A 19393-nucleotide genomic window follows, 5' to 3' on the forward strand; every position below is an offset into this window, starting at 1 on the left:
GTCGCTGGGAGCAATGGCAAAAATAGAGCGGCCCAGTTCGCCTTTTGGAATGCCGTCCTCCACCGTGAGCTGCGTCCAGTCCTCACCGCCATTCAACGAGTAGTAGAGGCCTGAGCCGGGGCCGCCACTTTCAAAGCGGTAGGGCCAGCGGCGGAACTGCCATAAGGATGCAAACAGCTTGTTGGGGTTGCTGGGATCCATCTTGATGTCGGTGGCGCCGGTACGCTCATTGGGTCCGGTGAGAATGGCGGTCCAGGTTTTTCCGCCGTCGCTTGTTTTGAACACGCCGCGATCGCCGCCATCATTCCAAAGGGGACCCAGTGCTGAGACATAGGCGACATCAGGATCTGTGGGGTGCAGGGCGATGCGGTTGATACGCTCCGTGCCCTCCAGGCCCGCTTTCACCCAAGTGCGGCCACCGTCCGTAGAGCGGTACACGCCATCGCCGATGGAGGTGGAGTTTCGCGTAGCACCTTCGCCGGTGCCTACCCAGATGATGTCCGGGTATTGCTGGTTGATGGCGATTGCGCCAATGGAATTCACCGGCTGATCATCAAACAACGCTTCCCAGGTGATGCCGCCATTGTCGGAGCGCCACACGCCGCCCGAGGCCGCACCCACCACAATGGTTTTGGGGTTGGAGGTGACTGACGCGACTGCGCTGACCCGTCCCGACATGCCGGCGGGGCCGATGTTGCGAGCCTCCATGCCTGCGAATAGCTCGGAATCAACAGCGTTGGCATTGGCCGTGAGCAGAAGGGTAGTTATCGTTGCGCCCATCGCGCTGAGGAGGCGAAGTCGACGGAGAATTACTGGGCACAGGGAGAGTGCTTTCATCAATGAAAAGTCCATGCGTTGAAGTTATAGCCATGTAGACTACAATTTTTTCTCTCCCCCTTCATTACTTGCGCGCTTCTCGCGATTAAAAGGACAGCATTCATGCGAATAAACAAACTCTCCACCGCGGCCCTGCTATCCAGCCTGTTGGCCTGCGGCGCATTATCAGTGCAAGCACAGGCCGAGCAGCTGTTGTTAAGTGCGGACCACATGGTTGATACGGTCAGCGGAAAATTGATCGCTGATCCTGCGGTGTTGATCACGGACGGGGTGATCGAAGCTGTGGGTACCCGCGGCAAGATGACGGCACCCGATGGCGCTACGGAGGTGTATCTTGAGGGCAAAACCCTGTTGCCGGGCTTTATGGATATGCATGTGCACCTCGATTCCTCAGTGGGGGATGTGTCTTTTTTGGAGGGCCGGCTTCAATCAGTGCCCCGCAGGACGGTAAACGCCGTAGCCAACGCCAATGCGACCTTGATGGCGGGCTTCACATCGGTACGTAATGTGGGTTCCGCCACGTACTCCGTGATCGCCGTGCGTGATGCTATTAATGCCGGTGATATCGCCGGGCCGAGAGTCTGGGCAGCCGGACCTGCCCTCGGCATAACCGGCGGTCACTGTGATGACAATTATTCGCCGCCGGAGCTCAAGCAGAAGTCCACCGGGGTGGCAGATGGCCCCTGGGCTGCACGGGCAAAAGTGCGGGAGAACATTAAATACGGCGCAGACACGATCAAGTTCTGCGCGACGGGGGGCGTGTTCTCCCGGGGTACCAAGGTGGGGGCGATCCAATACTCCCTGGAAGAAATGGAGGCCATCGTAGACGAGAGTCATTACCGTGACCTCGTGGTCGCGGCTCACGCCCATGGCACTGAGGGTATCAAGGCCGCGATTATCGCCGGTGTGGATAGCGTCGAGCACGCCAGCATGCTCGACAAGGAAGCCATTGAACTAGCGCTGGAGCACGGGACCTATCTGTCCATGGACATCTACAACACGGAATACACCCTGAGCATGGGGCGGGAGAACGGCGTGCCCGAAGAAAACCTCAGCAAGGAAAAGCAGGTGGGCAAGGTGCAGCGTGAGAGCTTCTCTGCTGCGGTAAAAGCCGGCGTGAACATGGTGTTTGGTACCGACGCCGCGATTTACCCCCATGGACTCAACGCGCGGCAGTTCTCCCGCATGGTGGAGTTTGGTATGACGGAAGCGCAGGCGCTGCAGGCTGCTACGGTCAATGCCGCCTCACTCATGAAGCGCGATGACCTCGGTGCTATCCGCGAAGGCTATCTGGCGGACATCGTTGCCGTGGAGGGTAACCCTCTGGAAGATATCAGCGTTACCGAGTCCGTTTCTTTTGTAATGAAAGATGGAATAGTTTTTAAAAATCAGTAAGGAAAGCGACTTCGCCGTCTCCGAGGGCGTCGCCACGGGGACGGCTGCTATCGAATGCTCTCCTCCCGCAAACTGGAGGCTCGATTCTCTGAGATAACAAGCCCCATGGCAGTGTGGTAGCGTTAGGTTTTTTCTAATACGTGCCGGCTTATGAATCACTCTTTGCGTTTTTCAGTTCTTCCGTTTATCGCCCTCGCATTCTCCGTTCTGGCCTCTGTACAGTGCGCTTCCGCACAGGAAGCCCGTTTCGATCAGAACGTCATCAAGGGCATGGAGTGGCGCAACATCGGACCCAACCGTGGTGGTCGGTCGCTTGGTGTGGCCGGCAGCCCTGGTAGAAAAAACGAATACTATTTTGGCGCTGTGGGCGGCGGTTTGTGGAAGACCGTCGATGGTGGCCTGAACTGGAAGCCCGTAACTGACGGTCAACTCACGAGTTCGTCCGTAGGGGCGGTGGCCGTTGCCGAGACCAATCCGGACCTTGTGTACATCGGCACCGGCGAAACCCAGCTCCGCGGTAACATCATGCAGGGCGACGGTGTCTACAAATCGGTCGATGCGGGCGAGACCTGGGAGAACGTGGGCCTCAAAGATACGCAGGCCATTTCTCGCATCCGTGTGCATCCTACAGATCCCGACACGCTATACGTGGCGGCCCTCGGTCACCCCTACGGTCCCAACAAGGAACGCGGCGTGTTTCGTAGCAGAGATGGTGGCGCATCCTGGAAAAAGGTTTTATATGTAAGCGAAAAAGCGGGGGCCGCAGATCTCATTATCGACCGTCGGAACCCCGACACGCTCTATACCACGATCTGGGAGGTGTATCGCACGCCCTGGAAAATGTGGGGCGGTGGGGGTGACAGCGGCCTCTACAAATCCACCGACGGCGGCGACAGCTGGGAAGAGCTCACAGAAAACCCCGGCATGGCCGAAGCGCCGGTGGGCAAAATCGGCATTACCGTGTCGCCCGTAGACTCCGACCGCCTCTGGGCCATCGTGGAATCAGCCGAGGGCGGGGTGTTTCGCTCCGATGATGCAGGCGCCACATGGACGCGCACCAACAGCGAGAGAAAACTCCGTCAGCGGGCGTTCTATTACAGCCGTATCTATGCGGACCCCAAGGACGTGGATACCGTCTACGCGCTGAACACCGGCTTTTACAAGTCCACGGACGGCGGTGAAACCTTTGACACGACGATCAAGGTGCCCCACGGCGACAACCACGATCTGTGGATTGATCCCAATAATCCCCTACGCATGGCGAACTCCAATGATGGTGGCGGCAATGTATCCATCAACGGCGGCGAGTCCTGGACGGACCAGGATTTTCCTACGTCGCAGCTCTATCACATCATGGTGACCAGTGATTTTCCGTATCACGTCTGCGGCGCGCAGCAGGATAACTCCACCATGTGCATCCCTAACGAAGGCTGGGACTTCAAGCTGGCGCGGGGGCCATCGCAGGAGTATTACTATCCCGCCGGCGGTGGTGAGAGCGGTTACATCGCTCAGCATCCCGACAAACCCGATTGGTTTTATGCCGGCAGCCAGGGAGCGCTGCTCACCAGGTTCAATCGCGCGACGGGTTACGAGCGCGATGTGCAGGTGTTTCCACGATTCTTTTCCGGTGAACCCGCCAGTGCGCTCCCTGAGAGATGGCAGTGGACCTTCCCCATTGTGTTTTCTCCCGTGGACTCTTCGCGGCTGTACACCACCTCCCAGCACGTGTGGGTCAGTGAGGACGAGGGCCAGAGCTGGTCAAAGATCAGCCCGGATCTGACCTATGCCGAACCGGAAACCATGGGTAAAACCGGGGGCGTAATCACCAATGATATGAACGGCCCGGAGATTTACGCCACGGTGTTTGCGCTGGAGCCGTCGCAGCACGACGTCAACACCCTCTGGGCCGGGTCCGATGATGGCCTGATGCATGTCACCCGCGATCACGGCGAGTCCTGGCAAAACATTACGCCGCCGGATTTACCCAAGCACTCCCGCATCAGCATGATCGATGAATCACCCCACGCAGCCGGTACTGCGTACATCGCGGTGAAGCGCTATCAGATGGATGACCGCAAACCCTACATTTGGAAGACCGACGATTACGGCAAGTCCTGGACGAAGATCACCAGCGGTATCCGCAAGGACGATTTCATCCACGTGGTGAGAGAAGACCCGGTGAAGCGCGGTTTGCTGTTTGCCGGTGGCGAGCATGCGGTCTACGTGTCTTTTGATGACGGTGCCAACTGGCATTCCCTGCAACTGAACATGCCTGATACGCAGACGGCTGACCTTCACGTGACCGACAAAGACCTGGTGGTGGGCACCCATGGCCGGTCTGTGTACGTGCTCGATGACATTGCGCCCCTCAGAGAATACTCCGCTGATATAGCTGCGGCGAAGTTCCATCTCTTTGAGCCGCTCTACGCGGTACGCAGAGTGCAGGAGGCATCCATTCAGTACTATCTGGCCGAGGAGGCTGAGGAAGTAAACATCTCGATTACCGACAGCGACGGGACCGTTATCGTTGAAAAAACGGGGACGGAACCCGAACTCGAAGAGGTGGACGATCCTTATGCCCGCTGGTACGGGGCTCTTCCCAAAGACCCCACGACGGCCAAAGGGCTTAACGTATGGTCCTGGAACAATCGCTACGCCGGTGCTGCGGACTTTGAAGGGATGATCATATGGTCCGGGCGACCGCAGCTTGGGCCCATTGCGCCCCCCGGTGAATACACTGTGACCATGACCGTCGATGGCGACACACAGAGTGCGACTTTTCTGCTCAAGTCTGATCCGCGCTTCAATGTGCCCGAAGAACATATCCGGGAGCAGTTCGAATTCGCCATGAAAATACGGGATGCAACGGATGCCGCAAATAAAGGAGTGATCCGTATTCGGGAGCTGAAAAACCAATTGGCGGAGCAGCTGGATGATTCCCCCACAAGGTCTTTGTCACGAATGGCGGAGCGGTTCACCACCGAGCTCAGTGCGGTAGAGAGCGAGCTGTATCAGGTGAAGAATGTAAGCCCGCAGGATCCCTTGAACTTCCCCATTAAGCTCAACAACCGCTTGGCTTATCTGCAAAAAAGCACTGAGAGCGGTGATGGTCTGCCCACGCAGGGGCAGCTCGATGTTTTTGCATTATTGAAAGATGAATTGGACGAACTGCTTGCAACCCTTGACGCCACGATCAGTGAGAATCTGCCAGAGATCAACAAGGCGCTCGAAAAGAGCGGCTTGGAAAGTCTGGAAGCTGACTGATCGGTCTCCCTGACCTAGGGGATAACAATGGCCTTGGTGCACCAGAGTATAGTCTGCCTCGGGGATCACTTCGTCCACCAGATCAGTGTCTACCGGTGCGGGGTCGGTGCGTTTATAAACTGGGCGTTTATCGTCAGGATTGTTGAGAGGACATGAAAACGAGGGAATAAGTGTGGAAAATCCATCGCGGTATTAATCCAAAAGCAGTGATACCACCATTTCGGCGTGCGCTTCCACCATACTGTCTTCGCAGGGATCCACGCCAAACAGGTCCTCACATTCCGCGGCAAAGGAAAATATCGTCGAGGTACTGCTGATCATGATGTAGTACCAGTGAATGAACTGTTTTCGGTCCAGACCCTTTGCCGCTCGCACGTGCTTTTCGATGTCGAGGGTGGAGCGGCGTATATGGTTTTCTATCAGGTATTCGATACGCCAGCTGTGGCGCGTCGCTTCCTGACTCATGAGTCTGCTGAGCTCGGGATGCCGGGCATTAAAATAAACATAGAAGCGCACGATAAACGCCAGTGCGTCGCGCTCAGCGACTTCGCGCATAATTGCCAGTCGTTGATCAAACTCAGATCGCATGACGTTGAAGATCGCATCTGCAGATGCCTTCCAGAGGGTCTCCTTGTCATCAAAGTGATACGCAAGAATATTGCGCTTCACGCCGGCTTCCTCTTCCAGGTCCCGGACTGAGACCGCATCAAAGCCACGCTCCGAAAAAAGGAGCTTCCCGGCCTCAATGAGACTGGCCCGGGTGGCCTCGGCCCGTTCTTGCGTTCTCCGGGTACGCGTAGCTGTTGGCTTTGTAAGCGCCTGATTTATCTGGGGCATTCTTCTCGTCTAATAAGGTTGATACTCGCGACAGTTATTATACGTGATGGTATGCCATAAGATTGTCCAATTAAATTGTTGACGACCACATAAAGTGCACCTAAACTTCCCATCAAGTAAGTATTAGTAAGCAATACTTATCGTTAACTAAAAATAAATGCGATTTTAAGGTGGTCTCAATGAAACAGGATATTCACGCGCATGCGCGAAAGCTTCTCTTTGTTGCCTTAGCGGGTATTTCAGCAAGCGCTACCCAGGCTCAAAACGTACTTGAAGAAGTGATTGTTACCGCGCAAAAGCGCGAGACGACGCTGAGCGAGACACCCGTCGCCATCACGGCGATATCCGATGATCAGATCATCGCCCTGGGAATCTACTCGGCGCAGGACGTGGCCAACTTTACGCCCAGCATGTCTTATCAGGAGACGGCCGGGGGAGGTGAAGGGAACCGTATTTATCTTCGTGGTATTGGTCGTGAAACCAGCACCACCGGCACCGAACCGGGTGTGGGCGTTTACAACAATGGTTTCTACACGGCCGAGTCCGGTGCGCTCTCGCAGCCGGTGGATATCATCGAGCGCCTGGAAGTGTTGCGCGGACCCCAGGGCACTCTGTTCGGTCGCAACACCACGGGCGGCGCGATCAATGCAATCACCAAGAAGCCGGGCGACGAGTACGAGCACATCGTTCGCGGACGGGCCGGGAATTACAACTCCTCGACCCTGGCACTGACAAGCAGCGGTCCGATCACCGACTCCATTGGTTACCTGGTGCACTATAGCCAGCTGGATTCCGACAGCTTCTACGAAAATGTATCAGGCCCTGATCCCATTGGACGTAATTCTGACTACATCGAAGCACAGCTCGACTTTGATATTACTGATCGCATTAACTGGAACGTCCGGTACTTCAGCGCATCTTTTGAGAATGAAACTCTCGAGCGTGCGAAGCTGGACGGCTATCGCAACGAACCGGGCGCTCCCTCCAAACTCGGCGAGCTTGTAATCAACCCAGAGCTGTTTGCGCCAGTCAGTGTTGCACCAGACCAAAGCGATCCTTTCAAGCGTAGCCTGGATTTTAACGGCAGTGTTGCTGTGGATGATCAGCAGACTTACCACTCTACGCTGACCATCGATTTTGACTCCTTCAGTGTTCGACTGCTCAATGGCTACCAGGACTACAGCTGGGAGGGTGCGAAAGACTTTGACGGTACTGCAAGTCCAGCTTCCTATATTGAAACCATTGGTCAGGCTGAAACGACAACCCAGCATGAAATCCAGTTTGTCTCCAACGGCGACGGTTCTGTGGACTGGCTTTTTGGTATGTTCTATCTTAAGAATGAACTGGACCAGCCCTATACCCTGAACGATCCGAATAACCCCTATCTCATCAACAATGTCTCAGGAGTGCCGAATCCTGACGGCATCTTCTATTTTCAGACGGGAATCCTCGAAGTTGAGTCCAAAGCGATCTACGGGCAGGTGGATTGGGCCGTGAATGATCGCCTCACTTTGTCGGCGGGTCTGCGCTACAGCGAAGACGATAAAGAAGGATATGAAGCGCAATCCATTTTCTACGATTCGGTGCTGGATTTCTGTGGAGAGTTTCTACTGCCCATTACCATTGGGACCGGTAACCCGTACTTCACTATTCCCGAGTGTCCTCGTGTCGGAGTGCAGATTGCAGATCTGGAAGCCAATCAAAAAGGCAGTTGGGATGCGGTTAACTGGCGCCTGAATGCGAGCTATGAGTTGGGTGAAGACAGCATGGCTTATGCGACGGTATCTACGGGTTACAAGCCCGGAGGTTTCCGTCTTGGCGGCTTGCAGGATGATCCTGCAACACCAGAGAACGAATCTATCGTCGACAATGAAGAGTTGACCGCCTATGAGTTGGGCTACAAAGGCAGTCTTGGCGGCTCCTGGTCCGTGAGCTCGGCGCTGTTCTTCTATGACTACTCTGATATTCAGGTAGAGCTCGACATTCTTGATCCGCGTACGGGTATTGTTACAAGCCAGTTAGCCAATGCATCCTCAGCCGATGTCTACGGTTTTGAGCTTGAGTCAACCTGGCTGGCTTCAGAGAAACTCACGGTAATTGGAAACTATTCCTACCTCTCTTCCGAGTACACCGATGACTTCTTTGTTTCGGACAATAAGTCCAATGAAATCCGCAATGTGAAAGGCAACGAACTCAATAGAACGCCGAACAACAAGTTCACCCTGGCAGCACTTTACGCCCAGCCTATCGGTGATGGGACCCTGTTATTCAGCGGCAACTACAGCTGGATCGATGAGCAGTACGTCACGGTGTTCAATGATGACATCGAGACCATCGACAGCTATGAACAGCTGAATGGTCGCGTTACCTGGCAGCCGGCCAGCGGCAGGTATCAAGTGGCACTCTATGGTGTAAACCTCACCGACGAGTTGAGCTTTGCCAACGATTTTGCAGTGAGCGCGCTCGCTGACGGTGTGCGACGTTCCGGGCGTCCCATCAACCCGCGAACCTACGGTCTGGAAGTTGCGATCTTTTTCTAGCGCCGAACCGGTTTGATCTGTTCTGGGGTGAGGTTTGCAGGTGTCAGCGTATCCAGCTGCACCTGCCTTTTTTGTTGCCTCCCCAGTAGCTGTTCGCTTCGACTCTTACCCTACCAAAGCTAAAGGACGGCTTTTGAAAACACTGTCGGCTATGGAGAAGTGGTCCTACGCAACGGGCAATATACCTTTCGCGGTAAAGGACGCGGCGTTCGCCAATTTCGTTGTCTTTTACTACACCCAGGTTCATGGCCTCAGTGGAACGCTTGCGGGTTTGGCCATGTTTTTCGCTTTGCTTTTTGATGCTGTTTCAGACCCCGTAGTGGGCAGTTGGTCTGATACCTTTCGATCCCGTTGGGGACGGCGCCATCCGCTCCTTATCGCCGGGGGTGTACCCACTGCACTGTTGTTTCTGGGGTTGTTTGTTCCTCCGTCGGGCTTTGGGGAGTTGGGCATTTTTGCCTGGTTGCTTTGCGTATCGGTGTTGCTGCGAACTTTTCTAACGATTTACTTTATTCCCTACATAGCGATGGGTGCCGAGTTATCCAGCGACTACGACGAGCGCACAGTGATTGCAAAAGCGCGGGTCACTATTGCCTGGATAGCCGGGATGCTGCTTCCGGCTATCGCCTATGCCCTGCTATTCAAGTCCTCCGGCGAGGTCGATGGGCGCCTCATTGCAGAAAACTACTGGCGTTACGGAGTGCTGTCGGCGCTCATGGCGGGGGTGGCGGTTCTGGTTTGTGTGGTGGGCACACGGAGTGTCATACCCCGCTTACCCCTAGCAGCCGGTGGAAGAGCATTCCGTTGGCAGGATCCCATAAGGGACTTTGTCATCGCCGCCAGCAACCGCAACTTCAAGGTGTCGGTGGGGGCTAACCTTGCTTTTGGCTTGTCTACAGGTGTTTACACGACTCTGGCATTGTATCTGGGGACGTATTTCTGGGGGATGAGTAGCCAGCAGTTAGCGGGATTGGTGGTGCCAACAGCGGCGGCAACGCTGGTGTCTTTTACAACCCTTAGTCATCTTGGTAAGCGCTTTGATAAGCCACAGGTCCTTGCGGGAGCCAGTATGGTTCTCGCCATCAATGCCGTCTGGTTTATTGGATCACGATTGCTTGGCGTTTTGCCGGGCAATAGCAGCGATCTCATCTACGCTTTGCTGTGCCTGAACACCTTCATCGGGGTGCTGATGATCGTCACTATTCAGGTCATGGGAGCGTCTCTGGCGGCTGACATTATTGACGAACTCCAGCAAAGCACGGGGCACAGAAAAGACGGCGTGGTCTTTGCGGCGCAAGCGTTTGTGCTGAAGGCGACCACCGGTGCCGGTGCACTGATTGCCGGTGTGGTCATTGATATTTCTGGCATCCCATCAGGCGCCGCGCCAGGGTCGGTGCATTCGGGGGCGCTCCAAAGTCTTGGGCTCTTTTCGGTCATTACCATCGGCGGTTTGGCGGTGCTTGCGTTTGCCTTCAACCGCCGACTCAAGCTCGGAAGAGATGATCACAGCGCCATTCAGGCGGAACTCGTGGCTGCTGCAGCGGCCACAAAAGCATGAGGTTCCACGGCAAAAGTCCCGGTACAAGCAAACCTTGTGGAGATATTCGCAGAACGAATCGAAGGAGAAACAATGTTTAAGCTAGACCCGGCTCAGCCGCACATCATGCCCGCCCACTTTGGCCCCCGGTACACCGGTGAAAAAACCAGTGGTTGGTATCGAGACGTCACGGTGATGGCCGTGTCCTATGTAACGGATCGGGAGAAGCTGGCAGGGCATATACCGGCACCTTTCAAATTACCTGAGCAAGCCACGATTACCGTGTTTTATGCCTGCAACAAACAGATCGACTGGCTGGCGGGCTTTGGTTACAACATGATTGGTGTCAATGCCGCGGTGATTTTTGAGGGTGAGCATGAGCAGCTTACGGGCAGCTATTCTCTGGTGATTTGGGAGAATTTGACGGACCCCATCCTTGTGGGAAGAGAAGTACAGGGCATTCCAAAAATCTATGCGGATATTCCTGATCACAGTGTTAATGGCGATGTTTGGCGCTGTAATGCCAGTCACTTTGGACACAAGATAGTCGATTTATCCATCGCTGATCTGGTCCCGGTTTCCCGTGAGGATATCGAGGCCGGCGAGGCGTCTGCAAAAGCCACAGATAATCCCATGACCTGGCGTTACATGCCCGGCTTAGGTGGTTATGGTGCACCGGCCGTCAACGATGCGGTTCTTTATCCCTCGGAGAACAAGTTCAGTGAGGTGCATGTTGGCGTCGGGGAACTGGAATGGCAAAAGCTCCTTTGGGAGCAGAACCCGACGCAGTATCACATCGTCAATGCGCTCAATGCTTTGCCTGTGCTCGAATATCTGCCCGCAGTGGTGACCAAAGGCAGCGCGAACCTCGTGGTGCCCGAGCGATTGACCCGCGCCCTTGGCCCCGTAGCGTCGCAAAACTGACAGCCCATGAGAATTCCAGAAATCAATCAGGTCTGTTTTGTGGGCGCAGGCACCATGGGATGCTTTAACGCTCTCCTCGCAGCCTCAGCCGGCTATGAGTCGGTTGTTTACGATGTTTCCGCGGAGACGCTGGCGGCAGTTCCTGAATCTCTTCAGGGTATGGCTGGCTTTTTGGCCGGGCACGGACTGCTCAAACCGGATGCGATTCCTGATCTTCTTGCGCGCATCAGCACCAGTGACGATCTGGCACAGGCGACCCGTCACTCGGATCTTGTCAGTGAATCGGTATCGGAGAGGCTCGCCGTAAAGCGTCAGGTGCACGGCAGTCTGGATAAGATTTGTAACGCGGATACCCTGATCACCACGAATACCTCCGGGCTGCTGGTTTCCCAGATCGAAGATGCCCTTGTTCACGGCAAGCGGTTTGCCGCCTTGCATTCACACCTGGGATCCCGGCTTTTTGACATCGTAGGGGGCCCGCGGACATCGGCACATAGTATTGATGTCCTCAAACGCTATGTTCTCAGTCTGGATTGCGTGCCCCTGATCTTAAAAAAGGAGAACCCCGGCTACGTCATCAACGCGATGTTGGGGCCTTTGCTGACGGTCTCCCAGGTGATGGCCATCGACGGTGTGGCGACTAAAGAGGACATTGATCGTGCCTGGATGAAGAGCGAACAGGCAAAGATTGGTCCCTTTGGCCTAATGGACCTTTTTGGCCTCAACGTGGTGCAGGACAGCTGGCAGCACCCTAAACCTCACACAGAGCATTTGCAGGCAAAGGTTCTTGGTTTCGTGACTCCCTATGTGGAGGCGGGTCATCTTGGTGTCAAAACAGGTCGAGGCTTTTATAACTACCCCGATCCCGAGTACGGGCGACCGGGTTTCTGCGACACGACATCCGATCTGACCCTGGTTTATCGGATACTTTCTTCTGTATTAATCGCTAACGCGATCTGCATCGCCGCGGCCAAGGTCGCGCCTCCGAGTGAAATAGATCGGGCATGGATGTTGTCCTTTGATCTGCCGAGAGGTCCCTTTGGAATGCTGGATGCTATGGGCATCGAAACGTTTCTCACCGGCTATCTTGAATTGGTGGGGCAGGGCGTTCTTCCCGAGCAGCCAGCGGCGAAGATCTCCCGTTATCTGCAGACCTTCATAGATAAAGGTCTCCTGGGACAGGTTTCAGGGCAGGGGATTTATCGGTACCCGAATCCTGCCTACGAGGCCAGCGATTTTATCCCTCAATACTCCTGACCTTCCTTGAAGCATGAGATAAGCGACAAATGTATCTTTGCAGAAAAGTCCCATGATAAGTAAACCCGGCGCCACGCCGCAGAAAGTGTCCGCAAGATCCCATGCGATTCTGGGATTTTTGATGCTGCTGAATGTGCTCAATATCATTGACCGCAACCTTCTTGGCAGCTTTGGTCCACAGATAGCGGAAGATCTGAATCTAAGTGACAGTCAGTTTGGTCTCCTCACCGGGCTTATCTTTGTATTTTTTTATGCCATTGCCGGGCTGTATATGGGTGTCTTGGCCGATAAGGTGCACCGGCCACGACTCATCGCTCTCGGACTGACTTTGTGGAGCATCCTGACGGCCTATTCCGGGCTCGCGAAAAACTTCACTCAAATAGCCATCGCTCGTCTGTTCATTGGGGTGGGGGAGTCGAGCCTTTCGCCGGCGTCCTTGTCTCTGCTCTCTGATCTTTACCCCCAAAAGCGGCGGGGGATGGCCGCGGGCATCTACTATCTTGGAATTCCCCTGGGGGCCGGTGCCAGCTTTCTGGTAGCGGGCTTGCTGGGCCCGAGTCTGGGTTGGCGTAACTGCTTCCTCCTCCTGGGTGCTCTCGGTGTGGTTCTCACCATCCCGTTACTACTGTTAAAGGAGCCCCATCGGGGGGCGATGGATGTAGGTGGGAAGATCGATCAGCCGACGCCGACCGCAGATTTGTTCGTGGAAGGTGCTGATGGGGGCGGAAAAATACGCGATGTTGTCGCCCTGTTGCGCACCAACCCGGCGCTGTTGTTCACCATTCTCGGTGCTATTTTTTTACATATTCCCGTTGGTGCGGGCCAGTTCGCCCTGCTGTGGCTTGTTAGAGAACGAGGCTTTGATTCGGCTGAAATAGCCACGGTGTACGGCATGCTGTTTCTGGTTTTTGGCACCATTGGTACGCTTTTTGGAGGGGTGGCCAGTGACTGGTACCAGGCGCGTTTTTCTGGGGGGCGCATTCGCTTTCTGGCAATTCTGATGCTGCTCATTACGCCTTTCACTATTGGGTACCGATTTGGCGAAAGCGGCTCGGTGATCTTCTATATGGGAATGGCAGCGGGTTTCATGTTTATGTCCGCTTTCTATGGACCCGCTTTTTCCTCCGCTCAGGATCTGTCGCCCATAAAGATGCGCGGCACCATTGCCGGGCTGCTCTTGCTCGCCTGTAACCTGGTTGGCCTTGGTCTGGGTGCGGTGTTGACCGGCGTGGTGAGCGATTTTCTGCAAGGTAGTGGCAGTGACCAACCGCTGACCTGGGCACTCATTTTTGCGGATATGTGTTCGCTCCTGACCGTGCCGATGTTTTTCTGGGCATCACGCTATATCGATCGGGTTAACCCTGACTTATGAAAGCACACTAAAAATAATGTCCACGAAGATTTTTCACAGCTGCGTGCTTTCAAATGTCATGGTCAGGATATTGACCCGAGGAAATACGGTTGTCAGTCATGACCTCTGACTCCTATATCCACATACCTGCGACGATATCGAAGGTCGCCGCGGCCCGCATGAGGCTTTATCCCGACCCCCATGGCCTGCCGTCCATGCCGCCGCCCACAGACAGGGAGGCCTGGCGCGATATGCAAGCAATGGTCGAAAAATTCACCCTGGAGGCTCAGGAACCGGTCATTGAGGCCCTGAAACCTCGCGTCACGCCGAGGTCTGTTGATGGCGTGGCTGTCCTCGACGTGAAGCCGGAAAACTGGAATGACAGTGGTCGAGTGTTGGTCTACATCCACGGCGGAGGATTTACACTGCTAAGTGCCGCATCGACGCTTGCCACTGCAGCGCTGCTGGCGTCAGCAACAGGATTACGCGTTTTTTCCATAGACTACACACTGGCTCCCCACGCGGACTGGCAGCAGGTGCAGGAGGAGGTTGCCACCGTCTTCAAGGGGCTGAGCTCCTTAGGCTATCGCGCCAGGCACATCGCCGTGGCCGGGGACTCAGCCGGCGGTGCGATTGCGGCGAGCGCGGTGCTTAAAATGCGTGACCACGGGGCTGCTATGCCCGCTGCGGTCGTACTTTGGTCGCCATGGTCTGATGTAACCAACAGGGGAGACAGCTATCACACTCTGCAAAGCGCAGAGGCCCTGTATACCTACGAGGGTTTTTTAAAACCCTCGGCAGATGCCTACGCAAAGCCTGACTACCAGGCACATCCCTACGTATCGCCGGTCTATGGACAGTATGGCCATGGGTTTCCACCAACGCTGATTCAGGGTGGAACCAAGGAGATTTTTCTCAGCAACTTTGTTCGACTCTATCAGGCGATGGACCAGGCTGATCAGGTAGTCAAGCTGGATCTCTATGAAGGCATGACCCATGTGTTTCAGTCCGCGATCCCTGATAGTCCTGAATCCCAAATCGCTCTCGAAAAGGTGGCTGAGTTTCTTGGGAAGCACTGGTCAATATGAGCCCGCTGCCATCGCGTCATTCTGTGCAGCTTAACTCTTCACTCTCGCACTACATCTAATTTTTTATTAATTGTAAGACCTGAATCAAAAGGAAATAGCATGCCTGCCCCCATTCTCAATCGCCGTGATCTCGAGTTTATGCTGTATGAGCTGTTTGATGCGGAGTCCATGACGTCCCGAGAACGTTACGCGGACCACAATCGTGAGACTTTTGATGCGGCGATTGATACGGCACAGGCTCTGGCCGAGCGCTACCTCGTGCCCATACGATCAAAGGTAGATCAGAATCAACCGACCTTTGACGGGACGCGCGTCAACATGATTCCCGAGATCAAGGAGGCACTCGATGCGGTGACCGAGGCGGGGCTTGTTTCGCCCAGCGCGGATTTTGCTGCGGGAGGCATGCAGCTGCCATTTATCGTTTCCTCCGCTGCCTGCGGTTACCTGACCGCTGCAGGCAGCACCACGGTGGGGTATCTCGGGCTTACGAACGCAAACGCTAATCTTATTGATGCTCACGGTACTGAGGCGCAGAAAAAGCAGTGGGTTGAGCCCCTACGCAGTGGTCGCTTTGCCGGGACCATGGCGATGACCGAGCCTCAGGCCGGGTCCAGTCTCGCAGATCTCACTACAAGTGCGGTTAAGACCGAGGACGGTGACTACCGCATAACCGGCAACAAAATCTGGATATCCGGTGGCGACCACGACCTTAATGAGAACATTGTGCACCTCGTACTGGCGAGAATTAAGGGCGCGCCGAAGGGGGTGAAGGGCATCTCGCTGTTTATCGTGCCAAAGATATTGGTTGCTGAGGATGGCACTCTGGGAAAAAGGAACGATGTTCACCTGGCCGGGTTGTTTCATAAGATGGGAGGGCGCGGGCAAACCTCTGCGGCACTCAGCTTTGGTGAAAAGGGGGGCGCCGTGGGGTATTTGGTCGGCAAGGAGAATAAAGGTCTCAGCTACATGTTTCACATGATGAATGAGGCGAGGGTCATGGTTGGGACTGGCGCCGCGCTCATTGCGCTGACGGGCTACCAGTATTCCCTGGATTACGCGAAAGCCCGGCCCCAGGGGCGTTTACCTACTGCAAAGGACCCAAACTCCAAACCCGTGAACATTGTTGAGCATGCGGATGTGAAGCGCATGTTGCTTGCGCAAAAAGCCTATGCAGAGGGAGCCATGGCACTCTGCCTGTATGGTTCGCAGTTGTCCGATGATGAGCGAACGGCAGCCACCGCAGAAGAGAGGGCCGCAGCGCACACCCTGCTGGACTTTCTGACGCCCATGATCAAAACCTGGCCGTCAGAGTATGGACCTAAAGCGAACAGTCTTGCTATCCAGGTTCTTGGCGGCTCCGGCTATGTCAACGAGCATCCCGTAGAAATGTTTTATCGCGACAATCGTTTGAATCCTATTCACGAGGGCACCACCGGTATTCAGTCCATTGATCTTTTGGGTCGCAAAGTGCCCATGAATCAACAGGCGGGATACAGGGCGTTCCTGGGGGTGATGGAAGAGACGATCCGTGATGCTCGGCGTGACGAGGCGACGCGTCACTATGCCGACCAACTTGATTCTGCGCTGAGTTTACTGCGCAGCACAACAGATGCTCTGCTTGGTGCTATGGCCAAAGAGGGCATTGAGTTGGCGCTGTCAAATTCCGTGAAGTATCTGGAGTTTTTTGGCAATGTTGTGATCGCATGGATTTGGTTAAGGCAGGGAATGGTTGCAAGCGCCGCCCTGGCTCAAGGCCCCCATGAGGCAGATGAGGCGTTTTATAGTGGCAAAATGCAGGCTATGCGTTACTTCTTTAAGTTTGAGCTGCCCGAGGTTGACGCCTGGGCGACGCTGCTTCAGAACGTCGATAGTACCTGCCATGATATGCAGGTTGAGTGGTTTTAAGTCCTAGCGGGGAAGATCCCTTGAGCAGAATAAAAGTAATACCGTTCTCACAAAACTGTGGCGCCACTGTATCCGGGGTGCAGTTGTCAACGTTGTCAGAGCAGCAGCTGCACGCTGTGCGAAACGCCTTTGTTCAATATGGTTTGCTGTTTTTTCGTGATCAATCGCTAAGCCCTGAGGAGCATATTCAGTTTGCTGAGCGTTGTGGCTCCATCGTGATGAACAAGTTTTTCAGGCCTGTGGATGGCTATCCCGGCATCGCGGAAGTTCGCAAAGAAAAAAATCAAAAGACGAATATTGGCGGCGGATGGCATACGGATCACTCCTATGATGAGGTGCCCGCCAAAGGCTCGATTCTCGTTGCCCGAGATCTGCCCGTGGTGGGCGGTGACACCCATTTTGCAAACCTTTGCGCTGCGTTTGATGATTTGTCTCTCGGGTTACAAAAAACGCTGCTGTCTCTTCGCGCGGTCCACTCCAATCGACACCTCTACGGCGAGGGTGGCTACTACAGCACCACGGATCTCGCGGACCAGTTGAGCGGGAGCGACAGCGTGGGCGATGCTGTTCATCCCATGGTCATTGTCCATCCGGAGAGCGGCCGTAACGCCCTGTACGTGAATCCCGGGCACACCATTGCTATTGAGGGTTGGAGCGTCGACGAAAGCAAGGCGCTGCTCGATTATTTGTATGCGCATGTCGCTCAGGAAAAGTACATCTGCAAGTTCGACTGGCAGCCTGGCTCGGTGGTGTACTGGGACAACCGCTGCACCTGGCATTTTGCCCAGAACGATTATCATGGTCATGCCCGGCTGATGCACCGAATCACTCTCGCGGGGTCACGCTTGTCCGCGGCAGGCCATGGAGACTCCCTCTCCGGGATTTGAGGGTACGCGGGGAGTACCCCTCTCACCCCGGGCGCTTTACACTCTCACGCGTCGCCGTCGATGGATTGAGTGTTTAGTGAATGTCCTTATTGCAAGCTACCTTGAGCCCAAATACGTGGAGAAAATCCGCGCCGTAGACTCGAGAATGAATGTGGTCTACGAGCCGTCATTGATCGCAAAGCCGAGATATATTGCCGACCACAAGGGACAGCCCTTTACACGCTCAGCTGATGAAGAACGCCGCTGGCAGGAGCTCCTCGCGCAAGCGGAAGTCATCTTCGACTTCGACCAGACTCATCTTGATGACCTGCCGGAGTTGGCGCCCCAGGCACGGTGGCTGCAAACCACCAGTTCAGGGGTGGCGCGGTTTATCTCCGATCAAGGGTATGACAAACGTATGCCCGACACGGTCTTTACGAATGCCGCCGGCATCCATGCGCAGCCGCTGGCTGAGTTCTGCTTCATGGTGATGACTATTTTTAATAAAGGCTTTCTCCGCCTTATGGAGGAACAAAAAGCTAGGCGCTGGGAGCGCTACGCCGGTCTTGATCTGAGTAACAGAACTTTGCTCATTGTAGGGCTGGGGAAGGTCGGCGAGGAAGTCGCGCGTCTTGCCCGGCAGTTCCGCATGCATGTCATCGGTATCAAGCGGTCTACCGAAAACGCGGATCTGGATGCGCTGAACGTTGATGAACTGTACGCGCCGGATGAGCTCGATAGAGTTCTGCCCCGAGCCGAGTTTCTGGTTCTCATTGCACCCCATACCAAAAATACGGAACACATGATGGGGGCAGCGCAATTCGCTCTGATGCCAGAGGGTGCAGTGCTGGTGAATATCGGTCGTGGTGCCCTGGTTGATGAAACCGCATTGCTTGCGTCTCTGGAAAGCGGACATCTTCGAGGTGCAGGCTTGGATGTGTTTGCAACAGAACCTCTACCTGAGGAGAGCCCCCTGTGGCACGCGCCCAACGTTATCGTCAGTCCCCATTCGGCGAGTACCACGGACAACGAAAACCAATTGCTAACAGATCTCTTTTGTCGCAACCTGAAGATGTATCTGGCGGGAAAGCCCCTGATAAATGTGGTGTGATTTTGGTATTTCGCATGTTGCCGGTGATACATCGCAACTAAAAGTGCAAAACAAGCATCAGCCGCGCCTGGAAACAATCAATGTTTGAGCCCACCACCGATAACACCGCTATTACGCTCATCCTCGTTCTCACGGTGCTGGGCGCGGTGTGGCTGGAACAAAACAGCAAACCCTTCAAAAAGATTGGTGCTGCCGCGCTCAGTATTATCATCGGCATGCTGCTGTCGAATCTGGGCCTTATTCCCGGTAAATCAGCGGTCTATGATTTCTTTCGTGGCCCGGGGGTACTGGCGGGCATCACTCTCTTTCTCTTGACGGTAGATCTGGACTCCATCCGGCGAGCGGGCGGGCCGATGCTCAAGGCTTTTTTGCTGGGAGCATTTGGAGCTGCGGTGGGCGGTGCTGCCATGGGCCTATTGCTCGCAGGCGCCATTGGTCCCGACACCTGGAAGCTCTCCGGGCAGTTTGCCGCAACCTACAT

At 55.1% G+C, this 19393-nt stretch carries 14 protein-coding genes; 12 read left to right on the forward strand and 2 right to left on the reverse strand.

Annotated elements, in window-relative coordinates:
- On the reverse strand, positions 1-837 hold an 837-nt coding region (locus ACTG3T_RS03100), incomplete at its 3' end, for a WD40/YVTN/BNR-like repeat-containing protein (protein WP_439100804.1).
- Between the two features lie 102 nt (positions 838-939).
- On the opposite strand from ACTG3T_RS03100, the gene ACTG3T_RS03105 reads away from it, so the two are divergent.
- Both ACTG3T_RS03105 and ACTG3T_RS03110 read left to right on the forward strand, forming a co-directional pair.
- Positions 940-2232 carry a Xaa-Pro dipeptidase gene (locus tag ACTG3T_RS03105; protein WP_439100805.1) on the forward strand — a complete coding sequence of 431 codons (1293 nt, stop codon included), beginning with the start codon at positions 940-942 and terminating at the stop codon, positions 2230-2232.
- Between the two features lie 162 nt (positions 2233-2394).
- Entirely contained in the window at positions 2395-5496 is a 3102-nt protein-coding gene (locus tag ACTG3T_RS03110; RefSeq protein WP_439100806.1) for a VPS10 domain-containing protein, read from the forward strand.
- 192 nt (positions 5497-5688) lie between these two features.
- On the opposite strand, the gene ACTG3T_RS03115 is transcribed toward ACTG3T_RS03110, so the two are convergent.
- Positions 5689-6333, reverse strand: coding sequence for a TetR/AcrR family transcriptional regulator (locus ACTG3T_RS03115; RefSeq protein ID WP_439100807.1), 645 nt, complete (start codon positions 6331-6333; stop codon positions 5689-5691).
- A 179-nt stretch (positions 6334-6512) separates the two neighbouring features.
- On the opposite strand from ACTG3T_RS03115, the gene ACTG3T_RS03120 reads away from it, so the two are divergent.
- The 10 genes from ACTG3T_RS03120 to ACTG3T_RS03165 form a co-directional block, all read left to right on the forward strand.
- The gene (locus ACTG3T_RS03120; RefSeq protein WP_439100808.1) at positions 6513-8873 is read left to right on the forward strand and encodes a TonB-dependent receptor; all 2361 of its coding nucleotides are present in this window, start codon (positions 6513-6515) and stop codon (positions 8871-8873) included.
- 133 nt (positions 8874-9006) lie between these two features.
- Positions 9007-10431, forward strand: a complete 1425-nt coding sequence (locus tag ACTG3T_RS03125) for an MFS transporter (protein ID WP_439100809.1) — start codon at positions 9007-9009, stop codon at positions 10429-10431.
- Between the two features lie 72 nt (positions 10432-10503).
- Positions 10504-11334, forward strand: a complete 831-nt coding sequence (locus tag ACTG3T_RS03130) for an acetoacetate decarboxylase family protein (protein WP_439100810.1) — start codon at positions 10504-10506, stop codon at positions 11332-11334.
- Between the two features lie 6 nt (positions 11335-11340).
- On the forward strand, positions 11341-12591 hold the full coding sequence (locus tag ACTG3T_RS03135) for a 3-hydroxyacyl-CoA dehydrogenase NAD-binding domain-containing protein (RefSeq protein ID WP_439100811.1): 1251 nt from the start codon (positions 11341-11343) through the stop codon (positions 12589-12591).
- A 52-nt stretch (positions 12592-12643) separates the two neighbouring features.
- Positions 12644-13963 carry an MFS transporter gene (locus ACTG3T_RS03140; protein ID WP_439100812.1) on the forward strand — a complete coding sequence of 440 codons (1320 nt, stop codon included), beginning with the start codon at positions 12644-12646 and terminating at the stop codon, positions 13961-13963.
- Between the two features lie 98 nt (positions 13964-14061).
- Positions 14062-15030: an alpha/beta hydrolase fold domain-containing protein gene (locus tag ACTG3T_RS03145; protein ID WP_439100813.1), complete on the forward strand. Its 969-nt coding sequence runs from the start codon at positions 14062-14064 to the stop codon at positions 15028-15030.
- Positions 15031-15129: 99 nt separating this feature from the next.
- A complete protein-coding gene (locus tag ACTG3T_RS03150) occupies positions 15130-16935 on the forward strand; it encodes an acyl-CoA dehydrogenase (RefSeq protein ID WP_439100814.1) in 1806 nt (601 codons plus the stop codon).
- A gap of 20 nt (positions 16936-16955) precedes the next feature.
- Positions 16956-17822, forward strand: coding sequence for a TauD/TfdA dioxygenase family protein (locus tag ACTG3T_RS03155; RefSeq protein ID WP_439100815.1), 867 nt, complete (start codon positions 16956-16958; stop codon positions 17820-17822).
- Positions 17823-17898: 76 nt separating this feature from the next.
- A complete protein-coding gene (locus ACTG3T_RS03160; protein WP_439100816.1) occupies positions 17899-18912 on the forward strand; it encodes a D-2-hydroxyacid dehydrogenase in 1014 nt (337 codons plus the stop codon).
- 80 nt (positions 18913-18992) lie between these two features.
- A partial coding sequence (locus tag ACTG3T_RS03165; RefSeq protein WP_439100817.1) for a DUF819 family protein occupies positions 18993-19393 on the forward strand: 401 nt, incomplete at its 3' end.

The organism is Congregibacter sp. (assembly GCF_965660375.1).
Lineage (GTDB): Bacteria > Pseudomonadota > Gammaproteobacteria > Pseudomonadales > Halieaceae > Congregibacter.

Excerpts from the sequence above, each read along its gene's own strand:
- ACTG3T_RS03115 (WP_439100807.1), bottom strand. The coding sequence starts at position 6,333 with ATGCCCCAGATAAATCAGGCGCTTACAAAGCCAACAGCTACGCGTACC.
- ACTG3T_RS03135 (WP_439100811.1), top strand. The coding sequence starts at position 11,341 with ATGAGAATTCCAGAAATCAATCAGGTCTGTTTTGTGGGCGCAGGCACC.
- ACTG3T_RS03140 (WP_439100812.1), top strand. The coding sequence starts at position 12,644 with ATGATAAGTAAACCCGGCGCCACGCCGCAGAAAGTGTCCGCAAGATCC.
- ACTG3T_RS03150 (WP_439100814.1), top strand. The coding sequence starts at position 15,130 with ATGCCTGCCCCCATTCTCAATCGCCGTGATCTCGAGTTTATGCTGTAT.
- ACTG3T_RS03130 (WP_439100810.1), top strand. The coding sequence starts at position 10,504 with ATGTTTAAGCTAGACCCGGCTCAGCCGCACATCATGCCCGCCCACTTT.
- ACTG3T_RS03105 (WP_439100805.1), top strand. The coding sequence starts at position 940 with ATGCGAATAAACAAACTCTCCACCGCGGCCCTGCTATCCAGCCTGTTG.
- ACTG3T_RS03120 (WP_439100808.1), top strand. The coding sequence starts at position 6,513 with ATGAAACAGGATATTCACGCGCATGCGCGAAAGCTTCTCTTTGTTGCC.
- ACTG3T_RS03145 (WP_439100813.1), top strand. The coding sequence starts at position 14,062 with ATGACCTCTGACTCCTATATCCACATACCTGCGACGATATCGAAGGTC.